The following is an 18899-nucleotide window of genomic DNA, read 5'->3' on the forward strand; positions in this document are numbered from 1 at the left end:
CCGGACAGCTCCGGCTGGGTGTCGTCGGTGATATCGCCATCTTTCAGCGGGCCAGTTTTATCACCCACATTATCAATAGCGCCCGGAACGGACGGCGTGGCCGGCACCGTGGTATCAACTTCGATAGTAATCCCCGGCGATGGTTCAGAAGTATTGCCCGCCGCATCGGTCTCGGTGGTGGAAAGCTCATGCTCGCCCTCAGGCAGCGGTTTTTCCGGTTTCCATGTCCAGTTGCCGTCTTTGTCCACAACGGTGGAGCCTATCTTGTCGCCGTTATCCCAGATATCGATAACGTTACCCGNCTCAGGCAGCGGTTTTTCCGGTTTCCATGTCCAGTTGCCGTCTTTGTCCACAACGGTGGAGCCTATCTTGTCGCCGTTATCCCAGAAATCGATAACGTTACCCGGCTCGCCCTTGCCGGACAGCTCCGGCTGGGTGTCGTCGGTAGCATCGCCGTTCTTTAGCGGGCCGGTTTTATCGCCTGCGTTGTCAACAACGGTGGGGGGAGTCGTACTTTCCGGTGCGGTCGTATCGACATTGATTTCAAACCCTGGAGAGGGTTTAGAGGTGTTGCCGCTTTTATCCGTTTCCGTGGTGGTCAGCTCATGTTTCCCTTCCCCCAACGGCTTGTCTGGCGTCCACGACCAGTTACCATAATCATCAGAGACGGTTTCGCCAATCTTTTTGCCGTTATCATAAATGGCGATGGTACTACCCGGTTCGCTTTTACCGGTAAGCTGAGGACGAGTTTCATCAGTGGTGTCGCCTGATGCCAGAGGGCCGGTTTTGCTACCTGTATTATCCAGCGCGCCGCCTATGCCTTTACTGACCGGCGCAGTGGTATCCTTGCTATCACGCGTATCGTCTTTGTCACGGTTATGGCGGGCAATGGCTATACCTGCGCCGACTGCGCCAGCAAGCGCGAACAATCCCAGCAGAACAGGCCACAATTCATTATCAGATTCTTGCGCGGTAAAGAATGCGTCTCCCGCCCCCATCGGCTGGCCGCCCAACGCGATCGGCGTCATTTGGCCATCGTCCATCAGATAACCGGTTTCATAGCCTTCTCCGGAAAGGGGAATGTATTGATAAAGCTGGCCATCTTCCGCCATACCCAGCAGTACGGGGGCGCGTTCACTGCCTTCTGCGTTAGTAAAATAGTTGGTAAGAATAAGGCAAGGTTTTTCATCACCCTCATTGAAGACCTGCAGATCTTTGCCTACACGTTTTAGTGTAATATTTTCAGGCGCATAATTATCTGCCGCATTTTTTAATAAATATAAAGAACCAGGCTTAACAGCAATTTTTTTAGCACTGTGTTTACCTGGCTTAAAGCTTTCACTTCTGCCATCCATGATCCTTGTGACGAGGATGATGCTCTTCCCGTTCATATATTCTCCTGAATCTAAGATTGTCGAGCTAAGTGCTGGCAGCGAATTCGCTGCAGCCTTCAAGTCCAACCTTAAATATTCTATTTTCCTGAGTGAGGTAAAGATATCAGCCGGAAAATGCCTCCCAACTTAAAATCAGAATCTCCAACAAAAACACAACAATAACCTATTGAAAAATATGAAATTTAATTGTCAAGCTTTGTCAAAGATAAGTTAAAAAATAATCCACTTTAAGGCTTACTTATTATTAAACATAAAACTATGCATCCTCATATAAGTTATGATTTTTTATAAAGAACCATCACAGCATCAAGAATATTCTCCAGGAATATTTCAAAAACTTCACAATATTCAGGGCGCTTTTAACTGCCAACCTTTCATTCCTAATTTTCTTAAGATATTAGATTTATGCGCACTGATAGTCTTTTCGCTCCTGGAAAGCCTTAAAGAAATCGACTTGTTAGTTTCACCAGCCAGGCAAAATTGCAGAATCTCTCGCTCGCGACGAGTCAATCCCGCTTTTTCATACATATCTTCGCTAAGCCCGTTACAGGAAATATTACTGTAATCAAAGATATTCCAGGAATAACAGTACCCTCCTTCGGCAATCACACTGATAGCCTTGATGAGAAAGTCAGTATTACCATTTCGATTAATCATTCCGTGCAGCCCCGGCAGCTCATTATGCAACTTTCGAAGAAGACTCTTATCTACAGCCAACGCCAGGACAGGAGTATCACTGGCGGAAAACATACCAATCAACGTATTGATATAAGTCACAATAGATTCACAATCCAGGATAATGATATCGAACTTATTTTTAAGCAATTCTGTAGTGTTATCCTGGATATTAGCAAGTGTAATCTCATCGTTGGGAAAGCAAGTTTTAAGCATATAAAATATGCCATTACTACTCAGGCTTCCTACGCATAAATATAATATGTTCATTTCAACCGCCTTATAATATCCGGAAAAAATCTTTAATTTCAATTAAATATGGAAACACCCAACAATTCAGCAACAAAAAAATATAAGACCACTCCAGTTACACCATGAATTCTCCCACTAAATTCAGTGCAAAGAAAATCACTATACAAAAGCGATGTCAATTAGGAATGGATTATTTAAATAAGCATTGGATTAGGTTTAACTGAGAATGACACTTAAAAATTTCATATAACAAATAGGGTAACAAACATTCCTATACAGTATTGGCAATGGCCGCCACGGTTAACAATAGAATATAAACGAACGTTAATTTTTCGTGTAACGCGTTTATATCCTGAAGTATCAGTACTTTTCTTATATACCTGTTTCAAACAAAAAAACCGCCTTTCTAACGAAAAGGAATTTATATATTTTCCTGACTAAAAATGACATTCAATATTCTTAAGAAGTAGCGAGAAGCGCTTTATAATCATTTTTCTGAAAAAATCATTATTTGTTAAAAGCAAAACAGCATGAAAATTATTATGCATTGCTCTATTATCACAAAACATTAAACTGAGAAGGTGGTAGAAATGAAGGGTAAGATCTTAGCAATAACGTGTTTTTCTGCATTAATGACTAATGTCGGTCAGGCCGCGGCGGTAACGGGATCAAACCAACCAGCCCAACAGCCGCTGGAAAAAATCGCGCCCTATCCCGCAGCCGAAAAAGGAATGACGCGCCAGGTCATCTGGTTGCCTGCCCAGACTAACGAGGATAACTACAAGCTTGAACTGCTGATTGGTAAGGAGATGGAAACCGACTGTAATCGTCGGGCGCTGGGTGCAAAACTGGAAAAGAAAACGCTTAAAGGCTGGGGATATGACTACCTGGTTGTGGATAACGTTTCCGGCCCTGTCACTACCATGATGGCCTGCCCGGATAAAAGTAAAAAGGTAAGGTTTGTACAGGCAAACCTCGGTGAAAATGCGCTTCAGCGCTACAACAGCCGCCTGCCGGTTGTCGTTTACGCCCCGCAAGGCGTTGAGGTCCGCTATCGCCTGTGGAAGGCAGAAGATAGCGTACAAAAGGCAGCGCTTGATTAAACGTCATATTTCCGGTTATGCGCGAACACGCGGTATAAAGCACAACGCCCGCAAAAACGCATACCACAGCGCCAGCCAGATACCGTTACACACGGCCCGGTCAACCGGCCGGGTTGTGTGTTCGTTAGTGATCTAACGATACCGGAAAATATCAATAACACTTAAGTAAGGTACTTTATCGCATCGGCTATACGTTATTCGTTGGGTCGAACAGAATGGATTTTCATCAATAAGGCTGGGAGAAGGCGACAAACTTCAGGAAGGGCTGAATAAAGCGAATTTTAAGCACGACTTACTGACCAACGCAGATAAACCGGCCGGCGCATTCGCAGGGCCAGTAAGCAAAAGATGGTATCATCGAGGCAAAGACTTAACGCAGCAACGCAAGGAAAACAGGCACGTCAGAAAAGCGTTAAAATAGCTCACAGCGGCCGCGCCGTAACGCGTTTTACCGGGGCACACGCTGTGCGGCAGCCGGTTTAACCACGGATGCCGCAAGCCAAAAAGCGTGATCTGATGATCAATTCGCGATCGGCAGAACGTCTTTTTTCATTTCGATAATTTTAGGCTCGTCCTGCTTTATCAGTTTACTTTCGACCTGCGCCTGCCCGCAGAATACGCCGCCTTTCTTAATCGACAAATGCGCATAGCGTATATTTCCATCAATGCGTCCATTCTCATACACATCAATTGCACTGCAGCAACATTCACCTTTCACCAGCCCATCAACGATCAGCTCACGGCAGATAATGTTACCTTCAACCTGCCCGCTACGCATCACTTTCACAATGCCGTTTTCAGATTCCACATTTCCTACAATGGTGCCGTAGATATAGATCATACCGCTGCTGCAGATGTTCCCGTCAAAGCGCACACCGCTTGCCACAACCGTATTCGTAGTTTTATCTTCGCGCTCCGCTTCTTTTACTGACAAGTTATTTGTCTCCATAATAAGATCCTTCTCATCGGGAAATACATGCTCGGTGAGTTCTGGCAATGCAGAACGCTTTTCCTGAGCATCAGTTTTACTTTTTCTAAACATAAACAAAATCCTTTCTTGTTTTATATGAAATATAAAAGCTATGACTGACAAAATAGCTAATATGATGCTGACTGAAGTATATTTGAGCCAGAATGAAGAAAGTGCGATAACCCAGAATGCCAGGCCAGCATTAAGAAACCAGTAAATTTTTGAGGTTTTATTCATCGTTGGTATCCACGCTCCCGGTGCCGACAGGACTCCCTGCTCGCTACTTTGTCAGTCTCCCCCACCTCTGCCCGGCAGGTTCACGGCCATGTAGGGCCATTATCTGAACGCCAGTAGACTGCCATATTTTCACTTTAAGGTAAACACAGCGGCCGGAAAGATTACGCGTCTTTACCACTGTGGATATTGGATCATTCTTACCATGTTTCTGTTACAATTATTTTCTCAACACCCTCTTATCAATATGCGCACAATTGCTAAATCGACATACTTATATATAAACACGGATGCAAAAAAAGCACATTTATTCACCGAATCCCCACGAAGTGAGAAATTTCTGAGCGGGAAGCGAAGCAACAAAGACGTTAAGCAAAGCCGCACGCCCGACACGCCGCGCTAATACATAAACTCCACTTATGGAAAACGGTGCAGATATAGCGAAAAGGCGCACTGCGCTGAGCCGAACCCACTCTGGAAGCCAGCAACTGACGGCAACGCAAAAAGCATAAACGCGAGCGTTAACTGTTTCGTCCGTCGTCTTCAGTTTCGTTATATATAGTTTTTTATAACAACTGCGCCGATATCGATAAAAGTTGCGCCTGTTTCGCAAGCAGAGAGATAAACGCCGTTAGCCCCGACAAATCTGTGCCTTTGCGGTATACTTAGCCCCATTTTCCGCCTTCGTTCTCCCCGGAGCGCTAAATGGCGTTTTTTTTATGTTTTCAAAACTGAATGAGGATTGATCATGGCTCTGCCGCACTGCCCAAAATGCAACTCGGAATACACATATGAAGACAATGGAATGTTTATCTGCCCGGAATGTGCGCATGAGTGGAACGATGCCGCAGGTATGGAAGAAAGTGATGAGCTGGTGGTAAAAGACGCAAACGGCAATTTGCTGTCTGACGGCGACAGCATCACAATAATCAAAGACTTAAAAGTTAAGGGCAGTTCGTCGATGTTGAAAATAGGTACAAAAGTGAAAAATATCCGCCTTGTCGAAGGCGATCACAATATCGACTGCAAAATTGATGGTTTTGGCCCTATGAAGCTTAAGTCCGAATTCGTGAAAAAGAATTGATATTCTCCGCGCCGGGCGGTAACGCCGCCCGGCGCGATTTAGCTGGTTAACCTGCTGTTTTTACTTTTATTAAAAAAACAGTCTATTTATCTCACCAACCTGTGCAGTGGCTTGTCGTAATAACGCGGCACAGGACTCCGGGCAAAAATCACGCCGCTGCAGAAAACAACGTGATTTCATACGAAAGCCGTCAGGCGCGCGGTTTGCTCTCATTTACGCCGGCGCTGATAGCCGTGTCGCTCCTGCGCTGGCCGGAAAGCTGCGCCAGCGCCTGCGCGCCAGTCAGGGAAAGGGCCGCTGTGGGGCATACTGATATGCAGGCCGGCCCGTTTTCACTGGCAACGCACAAATCGCACTTAATCACCTTTAACCCCTCAGTGTTCGTTTGGCGCTGTATAGTCACTGCGCCAAACGGGCAGACTACCACGCAACTGTTACAACCAATACAGCGCGCTTCATCAATCTCTACGGTTGTACGCCCCTGCACCAGCGCGCCGGTTGGGCAAGCGGCCGCACAGGGCGCATTTTCGCACTGATGACACATAACCGGTACGCTGACCAGGCCATGCTTGACGACAGACAGACGCGGGCGAAACGCGCTGCTGGTCAAAGGCGTTGTAGTATGCGCGCTGGCGCACGCTACCTCGCAGGTACGACAGCCAATACAGCGCGCAGGATCGGCAAGTATAAAATCCGTCATATCAACCTCCGCTGGCCTGCGCAACATCAAACTGCGCAATCATCTCCCGCGCCGCCTGGCGTCCGGCTGCCATTGCCGTTACAACCAAATCCGCGCCATGCACCGCATCGCCGCCGGCATACACCTTCGGATTACTGGTACGGGTGGATATACCGTGCGCCCCCGTTTCGATTAGACCCCAGTCATCGAAACTTACGCCATGCTGGCGTAGCCACGGCATCGGATGCGGCTTAAAGCCAAACGCCATAATCAGCACATCTGCCGCCAGGATAAACTCAGAACCCTCAATAATCTGCGGGCGACGTCTTCCATCCGCGCCCGGCTCACCCATGCGGGTTCTCACCATACCAATGCCGGTAACGTGGCCTTTACGATTGCGTTCAATAAACTGCGGCTGGACGTTAAAAGCAAATTCCACGCCTTCTTCGCGCGCATTCACCACCTCTTTTTTCGAACCGGGCATACTCGCCTCATCGCGCCGGTAAGCGCAGGTCACGCTTGCCGCTCCCCGGCGCACCGACGTGCGTACGCAGTCCATCGCCGTATCGCCCCCGCCCAGCACCACCACATTTTTGCCCGCCACGTCGATCCAGGGGTAGCGCGCATCATCTTCAAGCCCCATCACGCGCCGGGTGCTGGCGATAAGAAACGGCAAAGCCTGCACAACGCCGGGAGCATCCTCATGCTCCAGACCGGCATGCATCAGCCCATAGGTGCCCACGCCAAGAAACACGGCATCATAACCCGCAAGCAGCGCATCAAAACCGATATCGCGCCCCACTTCGCAGCTCAGGTGAAAATTAATCCCCATAGCGCTGAAAATATCGCGCCGCTGACTCAACACCTGCTTGTCCAGCTTGAATGGCGGGATACCGAAGGTCAGCAAACCGCCGATTTCCGGGTGGCTGTCAAAGACATCTACCTGTACGCCATGTCGCGCCAGAATGTCGGCGCAGCCCAGCCCGGCCGGCCCGGCGCCTACCACCGCCACGCGTTCGCGACGCGGCGTAACGCCGCTAAGATCGGGCCGCCAGCCCTGTTCCAGCGCGGTATCGGTAATGTAGCGTTCCAGGTTGCCAATGCTTACCGCGCCGCTGCGATCTTTGAGCGTACACGCGCCTTCGCACAAACGGTCCTGCGGGCATACCCGACCGCAAATTTCCGGCAGCGAACTGCTGGAATTGCACAGCTCCGCCGCTTCCTGTACCCGCCCCTCACTCACCAGCCGCACAAAGTCGGGAATCGCGTTATGCAGCGGGCACGTCCAGTTGCACCAGGCTTTGCTGGCGCAATACAGGCAGCGCTCGCTTTCAAAAGCGGCCTGCTGCGCATCCAGCCCCTGATAAATTTCACCAAAATGCGTTTTTCGCGCTTCTGCGGGCACTTTCGTCGCGCCTTTACGCGCAGCGCGCGCCAATAGCCGGGCGCTGCGCAATGGCGTACGCCCGGCGTCATAACGCCCGCTGGCGGTGGCGCGCTGGCGTTGTTGACGCAGCGCGCGCAGGCCCGCGCCATCCATTAACGTTAGCGCCTGGGTAGGGCAACCGGCAACGCAGGCAGGCTGCCCGGCGGCGCTGTCGGCGCACAGATCACACTTCTGCGCCAGCGCGTTTTCTTCCCCCTCGGGCGCCACCATTTCAATGGCGCCAAACGGGCAGGCAAGAACACAGTTTTTACAGCCGATACACAGTGCCTCATCAAGCTTTACAGCATCCTGCGTCAGAGTTAGCGCCGCTACCGGGCAGCTTGTCACACAGGGCGCATCATTACAGTGACGGCAGGTCAGCGCTACGCTTTTTCCCTGCTGCGTCAATACGCGGATACGCGGATAAAACGCTGTCTTCTCCGGCCACTGTTCGTGGTGATGGGCAACGGCGCAGGCCACTTCACAAACGTGGCAGTTAATGCATTCCTGCGCGTTGGCAACAATAAATTTATTCATTCGCGATATCCCTTCTTTCTTGTTGTTCTGGCACGGCTCACGTGTAGATGGTATGCAAAAAAAGGGGCAACCTGGCCATTCGCCGTTACGCGAAGGCCAGGTTTGTGAGCGGTTTCAAATTTCACCGTTCATAGAAAACCGCAATTTACCCTACCGTTCTCAACGCGACGTATCACTTTGAGAAAAACGCGTCACTGTGACACGCGCCCGTACGGCCCGGCAAAGCGCCGCTCCCGGCGATTTATTGCCGCACTTCACAACTCTGCCACAGGGAGTACACCCTGGCACAGCCCTTGCTGTTTTAACCAAAACAACGGGCAGCACCAGACTCCATACACGAGGAGACTTTGTTACATGGAAACAACAACTGTGGGCAGTGAAGTGTCGCGTATTGACGGCACGGCCAAAGTAAAAGGGTCGGCGATATACGGCGATGATATCGAGATGAAAGATATGCTTTATGGCGTGTGCCGCTATGCCGATATCGCCGCTGGACGTATAGCATCCATGGATCTCAGCGAAGCCCTGGCTGTGCCGGGCGTAGTGCGCATCGCCACCTGGGAAGACGTTCCCGGCGAAAAGCTTATTGGCGTGGTTATCCCCGATTATCCTCCCATCGTAGATAAAGAGATAGCCTTTCGCGGCGACGTAGTGGCGGTTATTGCCGCCGAAAACTACGAAGCAGCCTGCCTGGCCGCAGAGAAAATTAAAATCAACTACATCCCCTGGACGCCCATCAGTACAGTGCAGGAGGCGATTCAACCCGGCGCGCGTAAAATACACAGCGATACCAAAGACAACATCATTAATCACCACCACACAGTGAAGGGCGATATCGAAGCCGGATTCGCAGCCTCCACCCATATCTTTGAGCGCGAATACACCGTCGGTTTCCAGGAGCACGCTTACATCGAACCGGAAACGATCACCACATGTTTTGACGATAATGAAGATATCATTACCGTTTACGGCTCGGTGCAAAACGCGCACCGCGTGCGCGGCTTCGTGGCGAAATACCTTAATCTGCCGCAGTCGAAAGTGAACGTGAAGCGTTCAATACTCGGCGGCTCCTTCGGCGGTAAGGACGATATCATCGACCATCTTGCCTGCCGTTCGGCGCTGCTGACCTGGCTGACAGGCCGTCCGGTGAAGATGACCTATAACCGCGAACAGTCGATGCGCGAAAGCTACAAGCGTCACCCGTACACCATGAAGTATAAAATCGGCCTTGATGAGAATGCGCGTATCCAGGCCATTAAAATCGACGTACTAGCCGACGGCGGCGGCTACGCCGGTCAAACGGTATTTGTCACCTGGCGCAGTTCCGTGCAGGCCGCCGGGCCATACAATATTCCAAACGTGCGCATTGACGTTACCGGCGTATACACCAATAACAGCTACACCTCGGCCTATCGCGGCTTCGGCGCGCCTCAGGTGATTTTTGCCAATGAATCGCTCATGGATGAAGTCGCCGACGCTCTGGGTATGTCCCCAATCGAGCTGCGTATGCGTAACGCCCTGCGCCAGAACGATGTCAGTATGGCGGGCCAGCATTTCACGGAGCATACCGTTTCAGCGCAGGAAGTATTGCAAAAGGCGGTACAAAGCACTGAATACGAAGCGCGTCGCAAGCACTATGCCGAGCTAAACGCAAAAGGCGGTCCGCTGAAATACGGTATTGGCCTGGCGCTCAGCCACCGCGGCTGCTCACTGGGCGCAGAAGGGCTGGATGCCTCGTCTGCGCTGATTCAGATTAACGCCGACGGCAGCGTTAATATTTCCACCTCCGTGTCTGAAAACGGCCAGGGTCTGCAAACCACCATGTCGCTCATCGCCGCTGAGGCATTTGGTATTGGGCTGGATAAAGTGATGTTCACCGACCCGGCCACCAGCATGATCGCCGACGGCGGCTCTACCGTTGCCTCACGCGGCACGCTGATGGGCGGCCAGGCGATACTCGACGCCGCTAACAAGCTCAAGCAGCGCATGGCCGATGCCGTTTGTGAAAAGCTTGCCGCTAACAGCATTGATGAACTGGTGTGGGAAAATGGCAAGGTCTTTAACCGTCGTCATCCCTATAACCGGCTGGCGTTCGCAGACGTTGTCGCCATGACCCGCGCGACGGGCGCCAATCTTTCTGCCTATGGGTGGTTTGTGGCTCCGGATATCCACTGGGACGAAGAAAAAGGCACCGGCAACCCTTACTTTACCTGGGTGTATGGCTGCCAGGTGGCGGACATCGTCATTGACACCCGCACCGGCAAGATCCACGTCAATCACGCAACAGCCGTACACGATGTCGGTAAAGTGATCAACAAAGTCGGCTTTGAAGGGCAAGTGAGCGGCGGCGTGGCGCAGGGAATGATCGGTTACGGGATGCTGGAAGAATTCAATATTGAGCACGGCGAGGTGAAATCGGAAAACTTTGACACCTACCTGCTTCCGACTATCAAAGATATGCCGCCGATGACCATTATCCCGGTAGAAAACCATGATAAAGCCGGCCCCTACGGCGCAAAAGTCATCGGCGAACCTGTGCTGGAACTGGGCGGCGCGGCGCTGAATAATGCCGTCAGTTTTGCGCTGGGCAAGCGTAACTACGCGCTGCCGCTCACGCTGGAACAGGTAAAACTCGGCTACGCGCTGAAAAAGCCGGTACGCCAGAGCGAGCAGATGGTGGAGTCCGGCGAGAAAAAACAGGTGCTACGCCTGAATACGCTTGACGTGAAGCGCGCAAAAACGCTCGATGACGCACTCGCGCTGCTGGCGCAAGAGCCTGAGCGCCGCATTATAGCAGGGGGAACCGACGTTCTGGTACAGGCGCGTCTCACCACTTCCCCGGTAGCGCTGGTGGACATTTCTGGCATCCCGGAACTGCGCGATATTAGCGCCTTGCCGGAAGGGGGAGTGCGTATCGGCGCAGGCGTGCGTTTTAGCGATTTGACCACACATCCTCTGATCGCCGCCCATTACCCGCTGCTGGTAACCGCCTGTAACACTATTGGGTCGTTACAGTTGCGTAACCGCGCCACCATCGGCGGCAATATCGTTAACGCCGCCCCCTGCGCCGACTCGGTGCCTCCGCTTATTATTCACGATGCGAAGGTCGAAATTCAGCGCCACGGCGAGCAGCCGCAGCAGATGCCGCTGAGCGACTTTATCATCAGCGGCTACCAGACGCAGCTAAAACCCGGCGAACTGCTAAGCGCAATTGTGCTGCCGCCACCGCCGACACATGAGGGCCTCCAGCAACGCTATTTGCAACTTGGCCGCCGCAACGCCCTGAACATTACGCGTCAGAGCTTCACCGGGCAGTTTGTGCTTAACGGCTCCGGCGAACTCACCCACTGCCGCGTGGTAGACGGCGCGCTGTTTAACAAACCGCAGCGCCTGATTCCGCTTGAAAAATGCCTGACCGGGCGTCGACTCAACGCCGCATTGATTGAGGAGGGCGCTGGCGTTTTACAAAAAATGCTGGATGACGCCATCGGCAAGCGCTGGTCTGCCGCTTACAAGGTCCCCGTTGGCGTGGCGATGTTTAAACAGATGCTGGAAGAAGTACTGGAAAATAAAGGCCGCTAAGGAGAATGTAATGAATCATATTGAACTGAAAGTAAACGGCATACGCATGGTATGCGACGTTGACGACAACCGGCGGCTGATTGATTTCCTGCGTGAGGATCTACGGCTTACCGGCACGAAAGAGGGTTGTTCGGTAGGCGAGTGCGGCGCCTGCACGGTCATTCTGGATGGCAAAGCGGTGTGCTCCTGCCTGCTGCTTGCCGCGCAGTGCGACGGGGCAGAAGTAGAAACGGTCGAATCGCTAAAAAGCAGTCGTATCGGCCAGCGCTTACAAAGCGCATTTGTACGCCACGGCGGCGTACAGTGCGGTTTCTGCACGCCGGGCGTGTTGATGAGCGCCAAAGCGCTGCTCGACAGCAATCCACAACCCGATGATGCGCAGATCCACGATGCGCTGGAGGGAAATCTGTGTCGTTGCACCGGTTACCTGCCAATCATCAAATCCATTAAGGCCGTGCTGAAATCAGCGTAATGCGGGAGGGGAGCCGTAATGAAACAGTGTCTGATGTTGGCGGCGGGTTTGTCGTCGCGAATGGGCCGCTGGAAAATGCAGCTCCCCTGGGGCGACGGCACCGTACTGGACGGCGCGCTTGACCACGCGCTGGCCTTTTGCGACCGCGTTGTGCTGGTAACCGGGTTTCGCGGCGAGGCGCTACGCCAGCGCTACGCCGGGCAACCCAACATTACGCTGTGCCATAACCCAAATTACGAACGCGGCATGTTCAGCTCGCTGCAACGGGGCATACGTCTACTGGCCGACGGGCATTTTTTTGTGATCCCAGGCGATATGCCCGCAGTATCGCCGGGCGTATATGCCGCACTGTGGCAACAGCGCGGCAGCCGCTGCCTTATACCGACTATCGACGGCGGTTGCGGCCACCCGGTTTTGTTACCGCCTGCAATGCGCGAGCAAATACGCAACGCCAATCCACAGGCCAATTTGCGCCAGCTTATTGTCGGATATGGCCGCGAAACGGTGGACGTCACCTGCGCCAGCATACACTGGGATCTTGATACGCCGCAGCAGTATGCGGCGCTACGTCAACGCCTGTTATATCAGGCCTGGCAGTTTGCGCACCGGGAAGACGGCGAGTATCCCGAATAACCGGCAATTCGCAAAACAGGCACGGATACGGCTGCGCGCTCTGCGTACAGGCTCAAGCGGCAGCGGCCTGCCATGCGCGGTTTTACCCGGCGTTCAGGGAATAACGCGCTATCCCGCCAACCCGTATTTTTTGATTTTGCGATACAGCGTAGCGACGCCAATACCTAACTCGTCTGCCACCTGCTTTTTGTTGCGCGTGCGCATCAACGCTTCCTCAATCAGCGTTTTTTCTACCGATTTCAGCCGGGCCTTTTCTGTACTTTCACAGCGCGTTTCCTGTACCGGTTGAGCCATAACCGGCGGCGGCTCACTAAGCCAGGAAGAATGGAAAACCGGCGGCAGTAGCGCGCTGTCGATAATCTCGCCTTCCGGTACGATATTAATCAGATACTCTACCAGGTTACTGAGTTCGCGCACATTGCCAGGCCAACGGTGGCCGCGCAACATGCGTAGCGCCTGCGGGCTAACGCCCGGCTGCAGGCGGCCCACGCGCCCGGCATGCAGCGTCAGGAAGTGTTTTAGCAACAGTTCGATATCACCGTCGCGCTCGCGCAGCGGCGGCAGCCACAGCGGGATAACGTTCAGGCGGTAGTAGAGATCTTCGCGAAAGCTGCCGTCGCGGATATGATTCTCCAGATTTTGATGCGTGGCGGAGATAATGCGAATATCGACCGGTACCGGTACGCTGGCGCCGATGGGCATCACCTCCCGGCTTTCGATGGCGCGCAACAGCCGCGCCTGCAGGCCCGACGGCATATCGCCGATTTCATCAAGAAACAGCGTGCCGCCGTGGGCTATCTGAATTAACCCGCGCTTGCCGCCAGGCGCTGCGCCAGTAAACGCGCCCTTCGCGTAGCCAAACAGCTCGCTTTCAAGCAGGTTTTCAGGAATAGCCGCGCAATTAATAGCAACAAACGCCTTATCATGACGCTCGCTCAGGCGGTGTACCGCACGCGCGACCACTTCTTTACCGGTGCCGCTTTCGCCAAGGATCATTACGCTCGACGGGCTGGACGCAATACGGGCGATGAGCCGCTTGAGCTTTCTCATTGCTGACGAGTCCCCGATAAGACTTTTTATGACAGGCGCAGCCTCCGCGCCAGGGCCGTCACGCTGCTCAGAACGCGCATCGGAAAAGGCTAATACCGTGCCTTCTTCCGTCTCTCTCACCTGCCCGGTAATTCGCCAACGCTGATTGCCCACCTGCACCTGATAGGTGCGCTCGCGCGCCGGCACGCCGACAACGCGCAACTTTTCCAGCCGCAGATCGGCGTGCGCGCCCAGCAACATCTGCGCCCGCACGTTGATCAGGACAATTTTTCCCTGCCTGTCGCAGACGATAACCGCCTGATCAACGCACTGCGCCAGACTCTGCAATAAGGGGTCGATAGCAGACTCTTTTCTGGGAAAAACGGAAAGATTAGCGGCAAGAAGGGAAGAAATATGGCGGATATATTCAATAAACATGCGGGTATGCTCCCGCAGATGACGCAGTTGCTCTATATTTACCGCCACCAGGCTTATCACGCCAAGACACCGCTCCTGATACATGACGGGCACGCCGACGAACCCGCGCTCGCGGCAACTCTCGCGCTGGGTACATTCCAGGCATAGCGAATTTTGTCGCGAGTCGAAAATGACCACTTCCTGGCCTTTTTCCAGCACCTCGCGAAGCAGCACGGTGTTGCTGGCAGGCACCTGACCGAACCCCTGGCCGTAAGGCCCTGTGCCGGCAATGCGCAGCAGTTGGTTATCCACCACTTCCACTTCAAGGTGAAGTACATTCGCCAGCAGCGTGGCGAAATGCTGGATCGTTTTCTGTATTGGCATCAGCGCGGAAGCAACGGGCGGCGGCGCGCTTTTTTTCAACGCCTCGCACGCCTCTTTAATAAGCCCGGCTGAATTATCATTTTCCTGCTCTCTCATTTTGATAACGGTACTGGCCTTTCTCATTTTGATCCCTCCGGGATGGACCGGTACTGATTTTGTGATCTCAGTTCATGAGGTTACTCCCTGGAGCGGCCATAAATATATGACGGGAACCATGTTTTTAACATTCGGTTTCAAACTGGCACAAAACTCGCTTACTCCCTGTCGCGTATTTTCAATGACGCAATCGCGTCCTCTCAAGTACCCGGACTTAATCCGTTCGTAAGGGATTTCATAAATGAAAGAGATAAAACGTCTACTGAATATCATTGAAGATAAAAACTCCAAACTGCATGAAAAAGATTTTCTCCTGACCTGGGAACAAAGCCGCGATGAGCTGGAGCAAGTGCTGTATCTGGCCGAGGCGTTGAAATCTCTGCGCGCCAGTAATATTGATACGCGCGTATTTAACAACGGTTTAGGCATTTCGCTGTTTCGCGATAACTCAACCCGCACCCGCTTCTCCTATGCTTCAGCGCTGAACCTGGTCGGCCTGACCCAGCAGGATCTGGATGAAGGCAAATCGCAGATAGCCCACGGCGAAACCGTGCGCGAAACGGCCAACATGATAGCCTTCTGCGCCGAGGCTATCGGTATTCGCGACGACATGTATCTCGGCGCCGGCAACGCCTATATGCGCGAAGTCGGCGAAGCGCTGGACGACGGCTTTAACGAAGGCGTGCTGCCACAGCGCCCGGCCATCATTAACCTGCAGTGCGATATTGACCACCCAACCCAGGCAATGGCCGACCTCGCCTGGCTGAAAGAACACTTCGGCGGCCTGGATAACCTTAAGGGTAAGAAAATCGCGATGACCTGGGCCTACTCGCCCAGCTACGGCAAGCCGCTTTCGGTGCCGCAGGGCATTATCGGCCTGATGACGCGTTTTGGTATGGATGTGACGCTGGCGCATCCGCAAGGCTACGACCTGATCCCGGACGTTGTAGACGTCGCGAAAAACAACGCCCAGGCCTCCGGCGGCAGCTTCCGTCAGGTTGCTTCCATGGAAGAAGCTTTCGACGGCGCCGATATCGTCTATCCCAAGTCCTGGGCGCCGTGGCAAATCATGCAGCAGCGTACCGAACTCCTGCGCCAGAACGACAGTCAGGGCCTCAAGGCGCTGGAGCAGACCTGCCTTGCGCAAAACGCGCAATACAAAGACTGGCACTGTACAGAGGCCATGATGAAGCGCACCCGCGATGGCAACGCGCTTTACATGCACTGCCTGCCTGCGGATATCACCGGCGTGTCGTGCGAACGAGGCGAGGTGGAGGCCAGCGTATTTGAACGCTACCGCATCGCCACCTACAAAGAGGCCAGTTGGAAGCCGTGGATTATCGCCGCCATGATACTTGCCCGTAAATTCGCGCACCCGGGCGATGTATTGGCCCGGCGTCTGGAAGCGGCTATCCCACGTGTTTATCGATAATCAATCACCGGTGCGCTCGTACAAAACGGGCGCCCGTGCGGTGAGGAAAATCATATGTCACAGTTTGCTTTAAAAATGGATATCGTCGATAACGCACGCTTTAGCCCTAAACCGGATCCGCGCTTTAACCGGGAAGCGGCTATTAGCGCCCGGCGCTTCCATCAGGGGTTAACCGGCTACCGCCCCACGCCGCTTAATACAATGAGGCAGTTTGCGCACGAGCTGGGCGTGGCTCAGGTACTGGTCAAGGATGAATCTCAGCGTTTCGATCTTAACGCATTCAAAATACTTGGCGGCACCTGGGCTATCGCGCGTCTGCTTTGCCGTAAGCTGGATCTCAATATTGAGAATTTTTCATTTCGTCAGTTCCGTGAGGCGGGTCATCCCAAAATGACCTTCACGACCACCACAGACGGCAACCACGGCCGCGGCGTGGCATGGGCCGCAAGAGCGTTGGGCCAGAACGCGGTGATATACATGCCCAAAGGCTCCTCGCCGTGGCGCGTGAAACACATCACCGATCTTGGCGCAGAGTGCATTGTCACCGACATGAACTACGACGACACCGTTCGTCTGACTATGCGTACTGCGGCAGAACACGGCTGGGAAGTGGTCCAGGATACGGCATGGGAGGGCTACACCGACGTTCCGACCTGGATTATGCAAGGCTACGCAACCCTTGCCGATGAGGCGGCGGAGCAGATGGAAGCCATGCGCCTTAAGCCGCCCACGCATATCCTGCTCCAGGCAGGCGTGGGCGCTATGGCAGGCGGCGTGCTTGGGTATTTTGCCGACCGCTACGGCGCGGAAAACTTCAACGCCATCATCGTCGAACCGGATCGCGCCGACTGTCTGTACCGCTCAGCCATTAAGGGCGACATGGTCAATATCGGCGGCGAGCTGAACACAATCATGGCAGGGCTCGCCTGCGGCGAACCCAATCCGCTCGGCTGGCCGCTGCTGCGCGATAACGCGCGCCAGTTCATTTCCTGTGAGGACAGCGTTGCCGCGCTCGGTATGCGCGTGCTGGGCAACCCGCCAGCACAGGACCCACGCACGATTTCCGGCGAATCCGGCGCGGTGTGCTTTGGCGTGCTGGCCGCTATTTTGCATCACCCACAGCGTGATGCGCTGAAAAAGCAGCTCAATCTGACGCCAGAGTCACGCATTTTAACTATCAGTACCGAAGGCGATACCGATCCGCAGCACTACAGAGAAGTGGTCTGGGAAGGCAAAAACGGAATAACCCACTGTTAATCATAGAGGATTTTTAAAAATGGCCCGAGCAATCCCATTTAATGACATTCTGAAACTGGCTCAACGCTATCAGCCGGAAATGACGCGCTTTTTGCGCGATATGATCGCCATTCCCAGTGAAAGCTGCGACGAAAAACGCGTTATTCACCGTATTAAAGAAGAGATGGAAAAGGTGGGTTTCGATAAAGTAGAAATCGACCCGATGGGGAATATTCTCGGCTACGTCGGCCACGGCCCGCGCCTGCTGGCGATGGATGCTCACATTGATACTGTCGGCATCGGCAATATCAATAACTGGAAGTTTGACCCTTACGAGGGCATGGAAGATGACGAAATTATCGGCGGACGCGGCGCCTCCGACCAGGAAGGCGGCATGGCCTCTATGGTTTACGCCGGTAAGATAATTAAAGAACTGGGGCTTGAAGACGACTATACGCTGCTTGTGACCGGCACCGTTCAGGAAGAAGACTGCGACGGCCTGTGCTGGCAGTACATCATCGAGCAGGACGGCATCCGCCCGGAATTCGTCGTCAGTACCGAACCGACAGACTGCCAGATTTACCGCGGCCAACGCGGGCGCATGGAAATCCGTGTGGAAGTGAGCGGCGTAAGCTGCCACGGTTCCGCACCGGAGCGCGGCGATAACGCTATCTTCAAAATGGCGCCGATCCTCACCGAGCTACAGACGCTGGCAGGCCGCCTGGGCAATGACGAGTTTCTCGGCAAGGGAACGCTGACCGTATCGGAAATTTTCTTCACCTCCCCCAGCCGCTGCGCGGTGGCGGATAGCTGCGCCGTCTCTATCGACCGCCGCCTGACCTGGGGCGAAACCTGGGAAGGCGCGCTTGAAGAGATTCGCGCATTGCCCGCCGTGAAGGCGGCAAAAGCCGTGGTCAGCCTTTATAGCTATGACCGCCCCTCCTGGACCGGGCTGGTCTACCCTACCGAGTGCTACTTCCCTACCTGGAAAGTGGATGCAGAGCACTTTACGGTACTCAGCCTGAGTGAGGCCTATCGCGGCCTGTTCGGTAAGGAGCCTGTGGTGGATAAATGGACCTTCTCCACCAACGGCGTCTCTATTATGGGCCGCCACGGTATTCCGGTTATCGGTTTTGGCCCCGGTAAGGAACCGGAAGCCCACGCGCCTAACGAGAAAACCTGGAAGTCTCACCTGGTCACTTGCGCAGCGATGTACGCCGCCATTCCGTTGACCTGGATGCAACAACAAAAAGCGTAACTACGG

14 protein-coding genes are annotated in these 18899 nt (G+C 53.5%); 8 read left to right on the forward strand and 6 right to left on the reverse strand.

What is annotated here, in order from left to right:
• Positions 1-1391: Ig-like domain-containing protein (locus JJB97_RS05600; protein WP_238713048.1), on the reverse strand; the 1391-nt coding region annotated here is incomplete at its 3' end.
• 351 nt (positions 1392-1742) lie between these two features.
• Complete coding sequence (locus tag JJB97_RS05605) at positions 1743-2339, reverse strand: response regulator transcription factor (protein WP_238713049.1); 597 nt, start codon at positions 2337-2339, stop codon at positions 1743-1745.
• A gap of 572 nt (positions 2340-2911) precedes the next feature.
• Between JJB97_RS05605 and eco the strand changes: the two genes are divergently transcribed.
• Complete coding sequence (gene eco, locus JJB97_RS05610) at positions 2912-3424, forward strand: serine protease inhibitor ecotin (RefSeq protein ID WP_263457874.1); 513 nt, start codon at positions 2912-2914, stop codon at positions 3422-3424.
• A 520-nt stretch (positions 3425-3944) separates the two neighbouring features.
• On the opposite strand, the gene JJB97_RS05615 is transcribed toward eco, so the two are convergent.
• The gene (locus JJB97_RS05615; protein WP_238713050.1) at positions 3945-4631 is read right to left on the reverse strand and encodes a bactofilin family protein; all 687 of its coding nucleotides are present in this window, start codon (positions 4629-4631) and stop codon (positions 3945-3947) included.
• Positions 4632-5376: 745 nt separating this feature from the next.
• Between JJB97_RS05615 and JJB97_RS05620 the strand changes: the two genes are divergently transcribed.
• Positions 5377-5712: a zinc ribbon domain-containing protein YjdM gene (locus JJB97_RS05620; RefSeq protein ID WP_238713051.1), complete on the forward strand. Its 336-nt coding sequence runs from the start codon at positions 5377-5379 to the stop codon at positions 5710-5712.
• Between the two features lie 190 nt (positions 5713-5902).
• Here JJB97_RS05620 and JJB97_RS05625 read toward each other — a convergent pair whose 3' ends face one another.
• Together JJB97_RS05625 and JJB97_RS05630 are read right to left on the reverse strand one after the other, a co-directional pair.
• Entirely contained in the window at positions 5903-6412 is a 510-nt protein-coding gene (locus tag JJB97_RS05625) for a 4Fe-4S dicluster domain-containing protein (protein ID WP_238713052.1), read from the reverse strand.
• A 1-nt stretch (position 6413) separates the two neighbouring features.
• Positions 6414-8354 carry an FAD-dependent oxidoreductase gene (locus JJB97_RS05630; protein WP_238713053.1) on the reverse strand — a complete coding sequence of 647 codons (1941 nt, stop codon included), beginning with the start codon at positions 8352-8354 and terminating at the stop codon, positions 6414-6416.
• A gap of 354 nt (positions 8355-8708) precedes the next feature.
• On the opposite strand from JJB97_RS05630, the gene JJB97_RS05635 reads away from it, so the two are divergent.
• Genes JJB97_RS05635 through JJB97_RS05645 form a run of 3 tightly spaced genes read left to right on the forward strand, consistent with a single transcriptional unit; the run spans position 8709 to position 13041 of the window.
• The gene (locus JJB97_RS05635; RefSeq protein ID WP_238713054.1) at positions 8709-11936 is read left to right on the forward strand and encodes a molybdopterin cofactor-binding domain-containing protein; all 3228 of its coding nucleotides are present in this window, start codon (positions 8709-8711) and stop codon (positions 11934-11936) included.
• A gap of 10 nt (positions 11937-11946) precedes the next feature.
• The gene (locus tag JJB97_RS05640) at positions 11947-12408 is read left to right on the forward strand and encodes a (2Fe-2S)-binding protein (protein WP_238713055.1); all 462 of its coding nucleotides are present in this window, start codon (positions 11947-11949) and stop codon (positions 12406-12408) included.
• A gap of 18 nt (positions 12409-12426) precedes the next feature.
• The gene (locus tag JJB97_RS05645; RefSeq protein ID WP_238713056.1) at positions 12427-13041 is read left to right on the forward strand and encodes an NTP transferase domain-containing protein; all 615 of its coding nucleotides are present in this window, start codon (positions 12427-12429) and stop codon (positions 13039-13041) included.
• A 108-nt stretch (positions 13042-13149) separates the two neighbouring features.
• Here the strand turns inward: JJB97_RS05645 and JJB97_RS05650 are convergent, their stop codons facing one another.
• Complete coding sequence (locus tag JJB97_RS05650; protein WP_238713116.1) at positions 13150-14871, reverse strand: sigma 54-interacting transcriptional regulator; 1722 nt, start codon at positions 14869-14871, stop codon at positions 13150-13152.
• A gap of 337 nt (positions 14872-15208) precedes the next feature.
• Between JJB97_RS05650 and ygeW the strand changes: the two genes are divergently transcribed.
• From ygeW to JJB97_RS05665, 3 genes are read left to right on the forward strand one after another with little or no spacing between them, the layout of a single operon-like run.
• Positions 15209-16399 carry a knotted carbamoyltransferase YgeW gene (gene ygeW / locus JJB97_RS05655; protein ID WP_238713057.1) on the forward strand — a complete coding sequence of 397 codons (1191 nt, stop codon included), beginning with the start codon at positions 15209-15211 and terminating at the stop codon, positions 16397-16399.
• Between the two features lie 54 nt (positions 16400-16453).
• Positions 16454-17656, forward strand: coding sequence for a diaminopropionate ammonia-lyase (gene dpaL / locus JJB97_RS05660; RefSeq protein WP_238713058.1), 1203 nt, complete (start codon positions 16454-16456; stop codon positions 17654-17656).
• 19 nt (positions 17657-17675) lie between these two features.
• A complete protein-coding gene (locus tag JJB97_RS05665; protein WP_238713059.1) occupies positions 17676-18893 on the forward strand; it encodes a YgeY family selenium metabolism-linked hydrolase in 1218 nt (405 codons plus the stop codon).
• Positions 18894-18899: the final 6 nt, after the last annotated feature.

The sequence above is a fragment of the Tenebrionibacter intestinalis genome (genome assembly GCF_016632365.1).
GTDB classification, from domain to species: domain Bacteria; phylum Pseudomonadota; class Gammaproteobacteria; order Enterobacterales; family Enterobacteriaceae; genus Tenebrionibacter; species Tenebrionibacter intestinalis.